A 13,775-nucleotide genomic window follows, 5' to 3' on the forward strand; every position below is an offset into this window, starting at 1 on the left:
GAATGGAATGATAAAGAAGTTATTTCAAAAACCTTCCATTCAATGGCCAATGAAGTTTCAGCAAAAACTGGAAAGGGCAACAGATGAGCGTCTAATCGCCTTTTATGGGACAGAACTACCTGCGCCAGACACGCCACTATCTCGAGTAGAGTTTGTCGCGCTCGATTTCGAGACCACGGGGCTCAACCCACAGAAAAATGGCATCATCACAATTGGTCTAGTGCCCTTCAATCTCAATCGAATTTTTTTGCGCCAAGCCAAGCACTGGAAAGTTCGACCACAAGAGAAGTTGGATGAAGACTCTGTCATTATCCATGGTATCACCCACAGCGAACTTATTGATGCACCTGATCTTGGCGATATTCTTGACGAGCTTCTGCCAAGCCTAGCTGGCAAGGTGGTGGTCGTTCACTATCGTCGCATAGAGCGAGAGTTTCTCAACCAAGCGCTTCAAGTACGTATTGGTGAAGGGATAGAGTTTCCAGTCTTAGATACGCTTCAAATCGAAGAAGACATCCAGCAGAGACTCTCTGGGGGGCTTTGGAACAAGTTGAAAGGTAATAAACCCGGCTCACTGCGGCTAGCACAATCTCGTCGTCGTTATGGGCTGCCAGACTACACACCACACCATGCTTTGACAGATGCCATCGCCACTGCAGAGCTACTGCAAGCACAGATCGCCCATCACTATAGTGCTGACCAGCCTATAAGCAGCTTATGGTTGTAGTTCCAATGAGCGTTCTAGCTTAAAGAAAAAAGGAGCCAAGTAGCTCCTTTTTAGTCGGTATTCGCTGAACTATAACTTAAAGCGTTTGATTTCTTGCTCTAGTTCATGAGACAGCTCTGACAACTGTGCAGCTTGCTCTGCAGCATGTTGTGCTTCAGAAGACAGCTCGTTTGAAACGTCACGAATACCTTCAGTATTGCGTGTAATTTCAGACGTTACTGATGCTTGCTCCTCAGCCGCTGATGCAATTTGAGTAGCCATATCGTTGATGCGTTCTACTGCAGAATGAATTTGCGTTAGGCTTGCCGCTGCAGAGTTCGCATCATCCACGCTAGTATCAGCCAAGCGACGACTATCATCCATAATGCCGACAGCTTTCGCTGTTGTACCTTGCAGCATTTCAATCGTCTCTTGAATTTCTTGCGTTGAAGCGTGAGTTCGTTGGCTTAGTACGCGCACTTCATCCGCAACTACCGCAAAACCTCGGCCTTGCTCACCTGCACGCGCTGCTTCAATTGCTGCGTTCAGTGCAAGAAGGTTAGTTTGCTCAGCGATACCTTGAATGGTCGATAAAATGGTATTGATGCTGTTACCATGCGCTTCTAACTCTTGGATAACATTGGTTGCTACTTGAACTTCTTGAGCTAAGTTCTGGATAGAACCTTGTGTTTGCGTTACTTGGCTCGAACCATGTGCACATGCTTCTACGGCTTCTTCAGAATTTTGAGCCGTATTCTCTGCATTGCCCGCAATCTCTTGCGTTGCCGCAGCCATTTCATTTACCGCAGTCGCTACCATGTTGATTTCATCTTGTTGGTACGCGATACGTTGACTACGCTCTTCCGCCTGCTGAGCGGTTTGGCGTGATTGTTGAGAAAGTGCAGCTGATACATGGCTAAGCTTAGTTACCATGGTATGCATGTTACCAACAAAGCGGTTGAAGTTTTCTGCAAGCTTGCCAACTTCATCATCACTGCGAGGTTCAAGTCGCTGTGTAAGATCACCTTCACCAGAAGCGATTTCTTCTAGCGCTTGTGAAACACGGCCCAAATCACGGAACAAGAAACCGACTAACCAAGATACCGCAGCAATAACCGCTATGGTAATCAGTACAGCTGTAATCATCATTTCTCTTAGTAATTGTGAATGACCAGCTTCTTCAGTCGCGCGATCCATTTCAATTGCAAACATCCAATGTGTGCCTGGAACTTTGCTGAAATAATACAGCTTCTCTTGACCATTAATTGTCGCAGTTTCGATGGTTCCGCTATTTGCTGCACGCTCAATAGAATCTTTAGAAAAATCACTTGAAAGGTTGGCGATAGGTTTAAGCGTTAAGCTTTTGTTTGGGTGAGCAAGGAAAGTGCCATCACTCATGTCGATCAGCATCGCATGCGCATTTTCACCAGCATCTAAGCTAATTACGTCATCAATAAGCTGATCAATCAGAACATCAGCGCCAACCACACCAACAAAACGACCACTCTGGTATACAGGCTCAGCGATAGTTACTAACAGAGCATTGGTGATCGCATCTTGATAAGCCGTTGTAATGATTTGTTTGCCAGCGGCGTTAGCATCTTTGTACCAAGGACGAGTGCGTGGATCATAACCTGCGCGGTTGCGCTCTGGATGAGAGCGATACATTCCGCCTTCCGGAGTACCTAGGAAGATGTCGTCAAAACCACCCGCCTTGCGTGCTTGTTGTAAAAAAGGAACAACGTCTTTCTCAGTAGAGTAATCGTTGAAAGCCGTCGCGATGTCTTTACGAATGGCAACCCAGTCAGCAATACCTTCAGATGCTGCATTGCTTAGACTCTGTGCTCGTGAAGAGACACCTGCACGTGTTTGATCAAATAATTGACCAGCCGACAACCACGTCAATGCTGCCGCCATGACAACAACAGCAGACAGACTAGCGCCAATGAGCTTTTGCTTTAGTGATAGTTTCATAGTTTATTTTTTGTTGGGAGAACAGTAAGTGAGCAGCGAGTTTACACAGAATTGACGTTAAGCGCACCAAATTTCACACTTATCAATAGGCAAATAAGTCATTGTAAAAAAAGAAAATTTTTTCGCCATTTTTTTGTCGAGCGTCAGAATTTTCGCACAAAAAAAGCCAGCAATAATGCTGGCTTTAAGTTTATAAATTAAGCTTTATTTAACAGTAGCTTAGTCTTTCTCTGTTCTCATACCCATCAATAGGCTGACACACATCGCCAGTAAAACTAAGGTAAATGGTAGAGCCGTAGAAATCGCGCCCGCTTGCAGTGCTTGAACCGCTTCCGAGCCACCAATCCACAGTAGTGCAACTGCAATTGCGCCTTCCATGAAGGCCCAGAATACACGCTGCAGAACCGGTGCATCAACTTTACCACCAGCGGTAATGCTGTCGATTACTAGTGAACCTGAGTCTGACGAGGTAATGAAGAATACCAATACCAGCACAACTGCAATGATTGATAGCATGTTACCGAATGGTAATACATCAAACATTTGGAACATTGCTAGCGAAACATCGGTAAGACCGTTTGCGCCAAGCTCGCCAACATTATTGATCACTTGGTCGATAGCTAGACCGCCAAACACCGACATCCAAACAAGTGTTACCGCCGTAGGAACAATCAATACCGCAGTGATGAACTCACGCACAGTACGGCCACGAGATACACGAGCAATGAACATACCCACGAATGGAGACCATGAAATCCACCAAGCCCAATAGAATACAGTCCAACCTTGGAACCAAGCTTCATCAGTACGACCAAATGGGTTACTAAGTGGAATGAGGTTCTCTACATAAGCCATCAACGTGGTAGGAATCGAACCTAAGCTCACCGCCCATCCGATCAAACCAACAAGGATTAACAGTAAAAATGCAATCACCATGTTGATATTACTAATGACTTTAACACCGCCATCAATACCACGAACGACTGAGACAACCGCTAATAAGGTAACAACAGTAATAACAACAATCTGCAGACCTAGGCCAGGCTCAACACCAAACACATGGTGAATACCACTTGCTGCTTGTTGTGCACCAAGGCCCAGTGACGTCGCAAGACCAAATAGTGTCGCGAGTACCGCAAGGATATCTACAATATGACCAGCCCAGCCCCATGCACGATCACCCAACAGTGGGTAAAAAATCGAACGCATAGACAGCGGTAGGCCTTTGTTATAAGTAAAGAAAGCTAATGAAAGCGCAACGACGCCATAAATCGCCCATGGGTGTAGACCCCAGTGGAACATAGTTGCACCTAATGCGAGTTTGGCAGCTTCTGGGGTATTCGCTTCAACACCCAATGGCGTTTCATACCAACCAGTGAAATAAGCCACTGGCTCAGCCACACTCCAGAACATCAGACCGATACCCATACCTGCAGCAAATAGCATTGCAAGCCACGAAACAAACGAGTAATCAGCGACTGCATCTTTACCACCTAGGCGAATCTTACCCATTGGCGACACAATAAGTCCTAAACAGAAGATAACGAAGATGTTGCCTGAGATAATGAAGAGCCAATCAAATGAACCGATAATTTTCCATTTGATTCCGTCTAACGCGGTTTTGGCTGTATGCGCATCAAGAACTAACGCCGCAATAAGAAATAGTGCAATGAAACCTGCACTGATACCAAAAACAGGATTATGTACATCAAAACCCCATTTTTGTACGTTATCTTGACCAACCGTATAGTCGGTACTGTCGATACTGTACTTATCTATACCTTTTGTCATTGTTCCTCTCTTTTGCATTCTAATTTTTTCGGCATAACGCAAAAAACCTTCGAACACGATACATTTTATTTTCCATGAAAGTGGAAGATCCTACCATTTTAGGCATTTTTGTCTATATTTTGCTGATAAAAAATCCAATAACTTACTTTTCAATCAGAAAAATCCACCAAAAAAAGCGAAAACAACCACAGCAATAATTAGACCACAAACATTTCTTACTATAATTATTCTAGGTCATGCTTTTTGAGCCGTAAAAAGCCATAAATTTAATAAGGAGAGCCAAGGCAAATAATTGAAAAATGGTGTCGCTAATACTAACTAAGCCCTTTTAATAGCAACGCTTTTGAGTTAGTGTCGCGTCGTTACATGATCCCTTAATGACTGGATTACTAAATTGGAAAAGTACGAAGAAGTCTTGGTCTCGATTCGTCAGATCATCCGCGCTATTGATTTACATTCTAAAAAGTTGAGCAAAGAGTCTGGTTTAACGGCTCCACAACTGATTCTGATGCGTGCCATTAGTGAATTAGACAATGTCACTATCAAACAGCTGTCTAGCCATACCAATATGAGTCAGGCAACCGCTACCACTATTTTAGACCGTTTAGAGCGCAATCAGCTTGTTGAACGCCGTCGTAGTGTCCAAGACAAACGTAAAGTGCATGCGGTACTAACAGAAAAAGGGCAAGAAGCGTTAAAGCAAGCGCCAACTCCCCTACAGGAACACTTCATCAGCCGCTTCCAAAAGTTGGAAGAGTGGGAACAAAGCTTACTGCTGTCTTCCGTTCAACGTATTTCAACTATGATGAATGCTGAAGATATCGATGTTGCCCCAATGCTAGAGCTTGGAAGCATCACTAAGCCTGAATAGTCACTTTCGAGGGCGCTCATTCATCCAGTAATGAGCGCTTTCATCACCTGCCGCTTAACACTCACTCAACCAAACCTGTCTCAAATGCGTATTTGGCCAATTCTGCGGTCGAGTGTAAATCCAACTTGTGTTTTATGTTGTGGCGGTGTGTCTCTACCGTTCGATAGCTGATATCCAAAAGTGTCGCAATCTTTTTGCTACTGTGCCCCTGCGCAACCATTTTTAAAACGGCTTCCTCACGGCGGCTAAGTGGATTGGGTTTTTGTGCAATCGGTACAACATCTTGGGTAAATAACGTTTGAGTGACAGACTCACAAAAGTACGTTGAGCCTTGATTCACGGTTTTTATCGCTTGCACCATCTTCTCTGCAGAGATTTCTTTCAGCATGTACCCCACTGCCCCAGCCTGCATCACCTTCATGATGTATTCACGATTATCATGCATCGTCAGCATTAGTACTTTGCTCTCTGGCCTCTCCTCTTTAATCACACCCGTCGCTTCAATGCCATTCATAATCGGCATACTAATATCCATTAGAATCACATCCGGGTTGAGCATCTTTGAAACTTCGATCGCTTCTAGGCCATTGCTTGCGGTGCCAATCACATCAATGTCAGGCTCTAGCTCTAGGCGCGCCATAAAACCATCCAAAACCACTTGATGATCATCCACTATCACCACACTAATGGGTTTATCCATAAACTAATCCATCCAAATCTAACAATACGGTGATTTCTGTGCCTAATCCTGGCTCGCTCATCAATTCAAACTCACCGCCAATAAACTCAACACGCTCACGCATATTGCGTAAACCAATCCCCTGACGATGAACCGATTGGTTAACAAGGAACCCGATGCCGTCATCTCGTATCAGTAATTGCAGCATATTGCCCATCTTTTGCAAAATAACCGTGACCTTTTTCGCCTTAGCGTGCTTCTCGATATTGTTCAGCGACTCTTGAGCAACACGGTACAAGGTCGTCGCAACCTCAGATTTCAACTTCACCTGATTGGTATCAAAGTGGCTATCAATGTCGATACCAGAATGTGAATGAAAGTCTTGTAATAAGGTGGTGAGTGCCGCTTCAAGACCAATATCATCCAGCGCACTAGGTCGAAGTTGATGAGAAATATGACGAACTTCGTTGATCGCAGTAATTAGCGAGCGTTGAGATTTATCTAGGTGGGATTTGAGCTTTTCATCTTCGATACGATGAGCCATCAAATCTAAGTGGCATTTACTTGAGACCAATAGCTGATTGATACCGTCATGTAGCTCTCTGGCTAAGTGTTTTTTTTCGTCTTCTTGGAACATTACCGTTTTATGGGCAAGCTCTTTGAGGTGCTTGTCTGCCAAGCGATGTTCATGCAAGTTAATCGCCAGCGTTAGGACAATAATAACCGAGACGGTCACCACCAGAATGATCACTACAGAGAAAAATGTCGTTTCAATATTCTGATTTACTGCTGCACGCATATTCGCGACTTCGCGACTGACATCTTCAATATACAAGCCCGTGCCGATCATCCAATCCCATTTATCCAACCAAGCGGCATAGCTCAACTTGGGAACCACCTCACCAGTTGATGGCTTCTGCCATAGATACTGATGAAACCCGCCACCTCGTTGGGCTTGATGGAGTAACGTTTCAATTAAGTGGTCGCCATTTTCATCTTGTATATGCAACAGATTTTGCCCAATAAGATCAGGAAGAATTGGATGAACTAAGTTTGTACCGTGCTTATCATAGGCGAAGAAGTAGCCGTCTGAACCATAGCGAAGACGATTGAGGATTGCTTTAACACGCGCCTTAGCATCACTCTCTTTAAGAGTGGGATCATTATAGATATGAGAAATTGCATCAAAAGCCAGATCGACCGTATCTTTCAATGCCGCTTCTTTAGATTGAATAAGGTTCTGATGAAAGATTTCCACCTCTCGTTGTCCAAGAGTCTTGGCTTGATAGATGGAAATCCAACTGATGCTGGCTGACACTAACACCACCGGTATCAGTGCCAGCAATATTAACTTGGCTTTGAGAGGCATCCCTTTCCTCCAATGAAACGCTGTTTGCCATTTCGACAAACAGCTTAACAACTTGTCTCAAAAGGTAAAAACTCTCAGGTCACAAATTCTCTTTTCTTACTTGCATTACGCCATGCCGTAGAAGCCAGGGAAGAATAGCAACGAAGCGAGCACAACAATTTGAATCGCGATGAATGGCATCACACCTCGGTAGATATCGCGCGTTGTCACACCTGCTGGAGCCACGCCTTTCAAATAGAACAAGCTAAAGCCAAATGGTGGCGTGAGGAACGATGTCTGAAGGTTCATCGCAATGAGAATTGCAAACCATGTCATGTTGATACCCATCAGTTCTGCAACAGGCGCGATAATAGGCACAATGATGAAACAGATTTCAACGAAGTCGATGAAGAAGCCAAGGATAAGAATCACCACCATTGTAATAATCAAGAAACCCCACTTCTCACCCGGTAGTTGTAGCATCCACTCTTCAACCAAGTAATCGCCGCCTGTGTATGTGAACGCCATCGAGAATGCCGTCGCACCAAGCAGTATCGCAAATACCATCGCAGTCACTTTCACTGTCTCTTTGGAAGCTTCATACACCATCGACCAACTGAACTGTTTATAGAGCAGTGAAAGCACAATCGCACCGGCACCTCCCAACGCCGCGGATTCCGTTGGTGTTGCAATACCAGCAAAGATAGAGCCTAACACCACGATGATCAGCGCAAGCGGCGGTAATACCGCTTTAAGCGCGGTGAGAACTTCTTCTTTGCGGCTGATCGACTCATCACGCTCGATAGGTTGAGCGGCTTCTGGATTGAGCTTGGCGTAGATCAGAATGTAGACAACGTATGCACCCACCAGCATTAAGCCCGGCCATACTGCCGCTTGAAATAAGTCACCTACGGGTACGCCTAATACATCACCGAGCAAAATTAAGACAATAGAAGGAGGGATGATTTGGCCTAACGTGCCAGAGGCACAAATGGTGCCACAGGCCAATCCTTTGTCGTAGTTGTACTTAAGCATCACTGGCAAAGAGATTAGCCCCATTGCGACAACCGATGCGCCAACCACACCCGTCGATGCAGCAAGCAGTGCACCTACCAATACCGTAGAAATTGCGATACCACCACGTACGCCACCAAATAGGCGCCCCATAGACTCAAGCAACTGCTCTGCAAGTCTTGTCTTTTGTAACACCAAACCCATGAAGACAAACAGTGGCACCGCCATTAGTACCGTGTTCTCCATGATGGATTGAATGCGATATGGCATGAAAGCAAACATATCCATGCCCTCTGCCCAAACGCCAAATATTAATGCGATGCCACCAAAGGTGAAGGCAACAGGGAAACCAAGCAGTAGCGCAAATAGAGCTACAAAAAACATCACTATACCGATCATACTGACTTCCTTTTACGACTTACCGTTGTTACCGGCATAGATAAGATGAGGGTTAACAATTTTATTGATGGAGTGAAGCAGCAAACCAACACCGCTGACCGCCATAAACAAGAATGACAATGGGATCATGCCTTTAATGATCCATCGATATGGCAAACCGCCTGGGTCACCGGACGTCTCACCAAGGGCATAGCTCTCTTTGGCAAAGTCGATACCGAACCAAGCAACCAATAGGCAAAACGGGAACAAGAAAAGTAAAGTGCCTAGGATGTCGATGATGGATTGAGCTTTGTAGGACAAGCGCTCGTAGAAAATATCCACTCGTACATGGCCGCCAGATTTGATTGCGTAAGGGACACCGAGTAGAAATACAGCGGAGAATAGGTGCCATTCCATCTCTTGAAAGGCAATAGACACGTCATTAAACACGTAACGCATGACAACGTCGTACACCACGTTCGCTAACAACAAAACGAATAGGATGCTGGACAACCACCCCAAAAAATCACCAAAGCGGTTAAAGATTCGCTCAATATAAATCAGGCTTCTCATTCCGAACTCCATGGAACTCGTGGATTGGCTCCGCTGGTTCGCGGAGCACTTTTATAGTCTTCTCTTCGAGAAGTTTTTCTTGGGCTTCATTAGCAGACTCTATTCCTAAATACTTGGAGATAGCCCTGCTTGATGAAGTTACTGTTGAGCTTGGCTGTTTAGGTAAGCTCGATGTGAAATGTCAGACCAAGGACGCACTTGCTCGATATAATTTTCTTGCGACTCTTGAATCTCTTTCGCTAGGGCATCTTTTTCTGCGTGCTGTTTAAGTAGACGCTCATTCGCTTCACGCAGTGCAGAGATAACCTCTGGTGGGAAGTCTTTTACTTGAACATCCGGGTATTCAGACTGAATCGACGCCCAGTTTTTGCCACTTTCGTGCTTAGACTGCGTGTACATGTCGTACGCCGCAGCTTTCATCGCCACTTGAAGAATCGCTTTCAGATCATCAGGTAGACGTTCCCAAGTGCGCTTATTAACTAGGAATTGCAGCTCAGTACCTGGCTCATGCCAACCTGTGTAGTAGTAAGGTGCAATTTTGTGGAAGCCCATACGTAAATCAAGAGACGGACCTACCCACTCCAGAGCATCGATCGTGCGGCGCTCAAGTGAGGTGTAAAGTTCGCCCGGTGCAATATTGGTTGGCTTCGCACCCAGCTCAGCAAGGATTTCACCCGCAAAACCAGGGATACGCATTTTCAGACCTTGCAGATCGTCGACTGATTTGATCTCTTTCTGGAACCAGCCGCCCATCTGGGTATCGGTATTACCGCCAGGGAAAGACAGTAAGTTGTGTGGTGAGTAAACCTTCTCCATCAACTCCATACCGCCACCATAGTAGAACCATGCGTACTGCTCTGTAGGCAGCATACCGAAAGGCATAGAGGTAAAGTAAAGAGTGTTTGGTACTTTGCCTTTCCAGTAATAAGAAGCCGAGTGGCCCATATCGTATTGACCTGATTTCACCATATCAAACACACCAAGTGGTGCTTTGTGTTTGTTTGCAGAGTCAATACGGATTTGTAGACGGCCGTTTGACATTTCCTCTGCCATTTTTGCCATGTTTTTTGTCGCATCACCGAAGATTGGGAAGTTAGGGCCCCACGTCTCCGCTAATTTCAAGCGATATACTTTATCGTCAGCAGCGTTAGCAGAAGTTGCTACGAATGCCATGGTTGCTACCATCGCCGTCGCTTTGAGTACTCGTTTCAAAGATTTTTGGATAAGACTCATCGTTCACGTCCTTTGTCACCAAGGTTATTGTTGTCATCCATTACATAAGGATTCGTATATACAATGGAATACTACAGCGGAGACCGAAATGGGCATGAACACGCAACAAATTTGTATTGCCAGGCAAGCCCTAGCCATTGGTAGTACGTAGTAATACGTAGTCTTTTTGATACCCAAAAAAGATAAAGCATAATAATCATGCAGCTAAGATCAGAGTGGAACAGACGAAGGATTGGTAAGTACTTAAGTATTTGACTGCGGAAGAATTTACACAGTATTTAAGAAAATGTGACAAATGACGACTTTGTATCGTTAGAATGCTCAATTAGAAATCGAGAAAGACAAATTGCAGGTAAAAAAATACCCCGACCGAAATCGAGGTATTCAATTAAGAAACAGAATTACAGGGGTAATTAAACTGCTTTGTAGATAACTTTGTTACCTGCTAACTGCTCTTTTTGAACTAGGTTTTCTTCAAGAAGCTTTTTCAGTGCGCCTGTAGCCCATGATGCCGCTTTTGTATCTTCTTGACCTGCCGCTAGACCAATACCTTTAGGGTTAATACCTTCAGCATTAGCGACAACAATGTCTAATACTTGTTGTTGCTTAGGAGTTAGAGCAACGTCTGTTTTTACTGCAGCTACCTTCTTCTCAGCTACTGCTTTCTCAACAACAGGTTTTTCTGCAACGACTTTTTCCGCAACAGGCTTAGCTGTCTTTGGTGCTTTTGCTACGTTTGCAACTGTCGCTTTAATGCGCTTTTGCAGTTTCATCTGCACTTTACGCTTATGAGCAAGTCTCATTGAATATTTCTCCAGTTCACTGCATCTCAGCAGGGATGAAAATTTGAAGCGCGTTTTATACCAAAATTCCCAATCAATTTGTAGGTTTTGGCAGCGAAACGCTGTGAAAAATGCGCTCAATGCATAGAACGTCTATTATTTAATCAAGAAATTTGTGAACGCATTTTGTCAATACTGGGTATAAAAACAGAGGTTCGCCTTAAATCAATATGCAACCCAACAGGCATTGGGCGATTTGGTTAATTTGTCTTTTATCCCGAGGTTGAAACATGGAAACGTTACACCTTACTAACTCGCAGTTTAAAGCCGACTCCCCCATCAACAAACTGATTATGCTTTTGGTGGTCATCATTACACTGTTTCTCGTGTTGATCGCCCCAGGGTGGAAGCAAGCAATGCTATCTGTGGTTTTAATGGCAGTCATTGTTGGCTTTGCAATCATGATGATCAAAAAAAGCCAGGTAGGTTTTACTCTTACACAATCCCATTTTCAACAGCACCTATTCAAAGGCGGCTGGGTCGTCCGTTGGCAAGACATTGACTCCATAGGAATATGTACATATGAGCAAGAAGGATGGCACCAGCCTCTACCTTGGGTGGGCATTCGTTTAAAGCATTACTCCCCATATCTAGATGCTATCTGCCCTCGTATCGCGACAGAAGTTCTTTTAAGTCAACGCGCACTGCTATATCTAGGTGCTCGGCAAAATCATTGTGAAACAAAATTCGAGGATATGGTGCTGGATCCTGCCCCTTACATTAATCAAAAGGGCATACTCTACGAAGGTTTACTTGCGATGCTCGCGAATAGAATGAAGTACCAAAGGCAGTTTTATGGCTACGATGTATTTATTTCAACAAGTGACTTGGATAGAGAAGCTGATGCGTTTGTGGGATTGGCTCGACGTTACTTGGCAGCCGCCGAGCCTGATACCTAATACAAAGATGCTTTAGTAGAGTGGCATTTCGTCAGCAACGAAAGGGTTTGTTTTACGTTCGTGTCCAAACGTCGATTGCGGACCATGACCTGGTACAAATGTAACATCATTGCCCAATGGCCATAGTTTCTCTTTGATAGAGCTAATAAGCGTGTTGAAATCGCCTTGTGGGAAGTCAGTACGACCAACGCTACCGTTAAACAAAACATCACCAACAAATGCCAAACGAGCTTCTTCACTGTAAAGCACAACGTGACCAGGGGTATGACCCGGGGTGTGGATCACGTTCAGTGTTTGATTGCCAAAAGTGACCTTGTCACCTTCATTCAACCATTGGTGTGGTTCAAACGCTTCAGTTAATGGAAAACCGAACATTTGGCTCTGACCTTCTAGCCCCTGTAACCAGAAGTTATCTGCTTTATGTGGACCAACGATCTCAGTACCGCCTAAAAGAGCAGATAAAGGCTCAGTTCCACCAACATGATCTAAGTGACCGTGCGTTAGAACTAGATTTACGACTTCAACACCGAGCTCTTTGATTAGCATTGCAAGTTGCTTTTCATCACCACCTGGATCAACCACAATGCCTTTCATGGTTTCATCACACCAGACGATAGAACAGTTTTGAGAGAAAGATGTTACGGGAACAACTTGGTACTTCAGAGCCATAAATAACCTATACCGAATAAAATTGCATGAAAACTGCCGCAACTATGACACTAAGCCAAAGTGACTTCAAGCTTTGTTCAGAGGGCAAAGCGCAGCATTCTTACTCGTTAAAGTGACCCTTAGCTCGGGTCTACCAAGAACGAACGGTCCCCGTATCGATGTGGACAAAATTACTACTTGGATAATAACCAACTCCACCAGCCTTTAAGCTTAATGCCGCGTCACGAACGGTAGACAATTTCACACCATCCAAACGGAAATCGATCGCCTTCCCTTCCATATGCATGCTTTTTTTCGCAACACCAGAAGAGCCATTTCGTAAAGACGCATTGGTTACCGGTGAACGGTAGCCTGAAATCACAATCACTTCAGCTTCCGTGCCGATCAACTTTTGAATTTGGCTGATTTGGTCGAACAAGCGTCTATCCATTGGATGAACTTCATTACGGCGATGATCACGACAGAATTTATCAAGACGTTGAAGTTCTTCATCGACGTAGCTCGAGCCGTTGAAATAACACGACTCAAGTAATTCACCAGTATTTAGGTTATTCATCGTAAGTACACGAGGCTCGTCGGGTAATGACGCCCAAGACACAGACGGCATAGCTGAAGCAACTACCACACCACCAGCGGTCATTTTAAGAAAATCACGACGAGAAAAATTACGACTTACCATTAGAAAATACTGCTCAATTACTCTACAAGCAGCGGACATTACCGAAACCAATTTAACGCGTCAAACGCATAAATCGGTCCAACTTGTCACTTTTAGGCTGGATTTTCTGTTTACTTATT

Annotated in this window: 13 protein-coding genes; 3 read left to right on the forward strand and 10 right to left on the reverse strand. The window is 44.6% G+C overall.

Going from position 1 to position 13,775, the window contains the following annotated elements; translation table 11 throughout:
* Window positions 1–7 precede the first annotated feature (7 nt).
* Window positions 8–727 carry a 3'-5' exonuclease gene (locus BSZ04_RS17225; RefSeq protein WP_162531071.1) on the forward strand — a complete coding sequence of 240 codons (720 nt, stop codon included), beginning with the start codon at window positions 8–10 and terminating at the stop codon, window positions 725–727.
* 69 nt (window positions 728–796) lie between these two features.
* Here the strand turns inward: BSZ04_RS17225 and BSZ04_RS17230 are convergent, their stop codons facing one another.
* Complete coding sequence (locus BSZ04_RS17230) at window positions 797–2,680, reverse strand: methyl-accepting chemotaxis protein (protein ID WP_088880966.1); 1,884 nt, start codon at window positions 2,678–2,680, stop codon at window positions 797–799.
* Between the two features lie 219 nt (window positions 2,681–2,899).
* A complete protein-coding gene (locus BSZ04_RS17235; RefSeq protein ID WP_088880967.1) occupies window positions 2,900–4,471 on the reverse strand; it encodes a BCCT family transporter in 1,572 nt (523 codons plus the stop codon).
* A 394-nt stretch (window positions 4,472–4,865) separates the two neighbouring features.
* On the opposite strand from BSZ04_RS17235, the gene cosR reads away from it, so the two are divergent.
* Window positions 4,866–5,342, forward strand: a complete 477-nt coding sequence (gene cosR, locus BSZ04_RS17240) for a MarR family transcriptional regulator CosR (protein WP_010447635.1) — start codon at window positions 4,866–4,868, stop codon at window positions 5,340–5,342.
* Window positions 5,343–5,403: 61 nt separating this feature from the next.
* On the opposite strand, the gene BSZ04_RS17245 is transcribed toward cosR, so the two are convergent.
* The 6 genes from BSZ04_RS17245 to BSZ04_RS17270 form a co-directional block, all read right to left on the reverse strand.
* Window positions 5,404–6,042, reverse strand: a complete 639-nt coding sequence (locus BSZ04_RS17245) for a response regulator (RefSeq protein WP_088880968.1) — start codon at window positions 6,040–6,042, stop codon at window positions 5,404–5,406.
* On the reverse strand, window positions 6,035–7,390 hold the full coding sequence (locus tag BSZ04_RS17250) for a cache domain-containing protein (protein WP_088880969.1): 1,356 nt from the start codon (window positions 7,388–7,390) through the stop codon (window positions 6,035–6,037). The genes BSZ04_RS17245 and BSZ04_RS17250 overlap by 8 nt, the downstream gene beginning before the upstream one ends.
* 105 nt (window positions 7,391–7,495) lie before the next feature.
* Window positions 7,496–8,782 carry a TRAP transporter large permease gene (locus BSZ04_RS17255; protein ID WP_010447630.1) on the reverse strand — a complete coding sequence of 429 codons (1,287 nt, stop codon included), beginning with the start codon at window positions 8,780–8,782 and terminating at the stop codon, window positions 7,496–7,498.
* 12 nt (window positions 8,783–8,794) lie between these two features.
* A complete protein-coding gene (locus BSZ04_RS17260; RefSeq protein WP_088880970.1) occupies window positions 8,795–9,334 on the reverse strand; it encodes a TRAP transporter small permease subunit in 540 nt (179 codons plus the stop codon).
* A gap of 138 nt (window positions 9,335–9,472) precedes the next feature.
* Entirely contained in the window at window positions 9,473–10,567 is a 1,095-nt protein-coding gene (locus tag BSZ04_RS17265) for a TRAP transporter substrate-binding protein (RefSeq protein WP_088880971.1), read from the reverse strand.
* A gap of 413 nt (window positions 10,568–10,980) precedes the next feature.
* A complete protein-coding gene (locus tag BSZ04_RS17270; RefSeq protein WP_010447624.1) occupies window positions 10,981–11,370 on the reverse strand; it encodes a hypothetical protein in 390 nt (129 codons plus the stop codon).
* Window positions 11,371–11,639: 269 nt separating this feature from the next.
* Here BSZ04_RS17270 and BSZ04_RS17275 point away from each other — a divergent pair, with 269 nt between their 5' ends.
* Window positions 11,640–12,308 carry a DUF2982 domain-containing protein gene (locus BSZ04_RS17275; RefSeq protein ID WP_038885657.1) on the forward strand — a complete coding sequence of 223 codons (669 nt, stop codon included), beginning with the start codon at window positions 11,640–11,642 and terminating at the stop codon, window positions 12,306–12,308.
* Between the two features lie 12 nt (window positions 12,309–12,320).
* Here BSZ04_RS17275 and BSZ04_RS17280 read toward each other — a convergent pair whose 3' ends face one another.
* Window positions 12,321–12,977, reverse strand: coding sequence for an MBL fold metallo-hydrolase (locus tag BSZ04_RS17280; RefSeq protein WP_005430620.1), 657 nt, complete (start codon window positions 12,975–12,977; stop codon window positions 12,321–12,323).
* Between the two features lie 130 nt (window positions 12,978–13,107).
* Window positions 13,108–13,656: a peptidoglycan L,D-endopeptidase MepK gene (gene mepK, locus BSZ04_RS17285; protein ID WP_088880972.1), complete on the reverse strand. Its 549-nt coding sequence runs from the start codon at window positions 13,654–13,656 to the stop codon at window positions 13,108–13,110.
* Window positions 13,657–13,775: the final 119 nt, after the last annotated feature.

The organism is Vibrio rotiferianus (genome assembly GCF_002214395.1).
GTDB lineage: Bacteria > Pseudomonadota > Gammaproteobacteria > Enterobacterales > Vibrionaceae > Vibrio > Vibrio rotiferianus.

Excerpts from the sequence above, each read along its gene's own strand:
- BSZ04_RS17225 (WP_162531071.1), top strand. The coding sequence starts at position 8 with ATGATAAAGAAGTTATTTCAAAAACCTTCCATTCAATGGCCAATGAAG.
- BSZ04_RS17230 (WP_088880966.1), bottom strand. The coding sequence starts at position 2,680 with ATGAAACTATCACTAAAGCAAAAGCTCATTGGCGCTAGTCTGTCTGCT.
- BSZ04_RS17235 (WP_088880967.1), bottom strand. The coding sequence starts at position 4,471 with ATGACAAAAGGTATAGATAAGTACAGTATCGACAGTACCGACTATACG.
- BSZ04_RS17245 (WP_088880968.1), bottom strand. The coding sequence starts at position 6,042 with ATGGATAAACCCATTAGTGTGGTGATAGTGGATGATCATCAAGTGGTT.
- BSZ04_RS17250 (WP_088880969.1), bottom strand. The coding sequence starts at position 7,390 with ATGCCTCTCAAAGCCAAGTTAATATTGCTGGCACTGATACCGGTGGTG.
- BSZ04_RS17255 (WP_010447630.1), bottom strand. The coding sequence starts at position 8,782 with ATGATCGGTATAGTGATGTTTTTTGTAGCTCTATTTGCGCTACTGCTT.
- BSZ04_RS17260 (WP_088880970.1), bottom strand. The coding sequence starts at position 9,334 with ATGAGAAGCCTGATTTATATTGAGCGAATCTTTAACCGCTTTGGTGAT.
- BSZ04_RS17265 (WP_088880971.1), bottom strand. The coding sequence starts at position 10,567 with ATGAGTCTTATCCAAAAATCTTTGAAACGAGTACTCAAAGCGACGGCG.
- BSZ04_RS17270 (WP_010447624.1), bottom strand. The coding sequence starts at position 11,370 with ATGAGACTTGCTCATAAGCGTAAAGTGCAGATGAAACTGCAAAAGCGC.
- BSZ04_RS17275 (WP_038885657.1), top strand. The coding sequence starts at position 11,640 with ATGGAAACGTTACACCTTACTAACTCGCAGTTTAAAGCCGACTCCCCC.
- BSZ04_RS17280 (WP_005430620.1), bottom strand. The coding sequence starts at position 12,977 with ATGGCTCTGAAGTACCAAGTTGTTCCCGTAACATCTTTCTCTCAAAAC.
- mepK (WP_088880972.1), bottom strand. The coding sequence starts at position 13,656 with ATGGTAAGTCGTAATTTTTCTCGTCGTGATTTTCTTAAAATGACCGCT.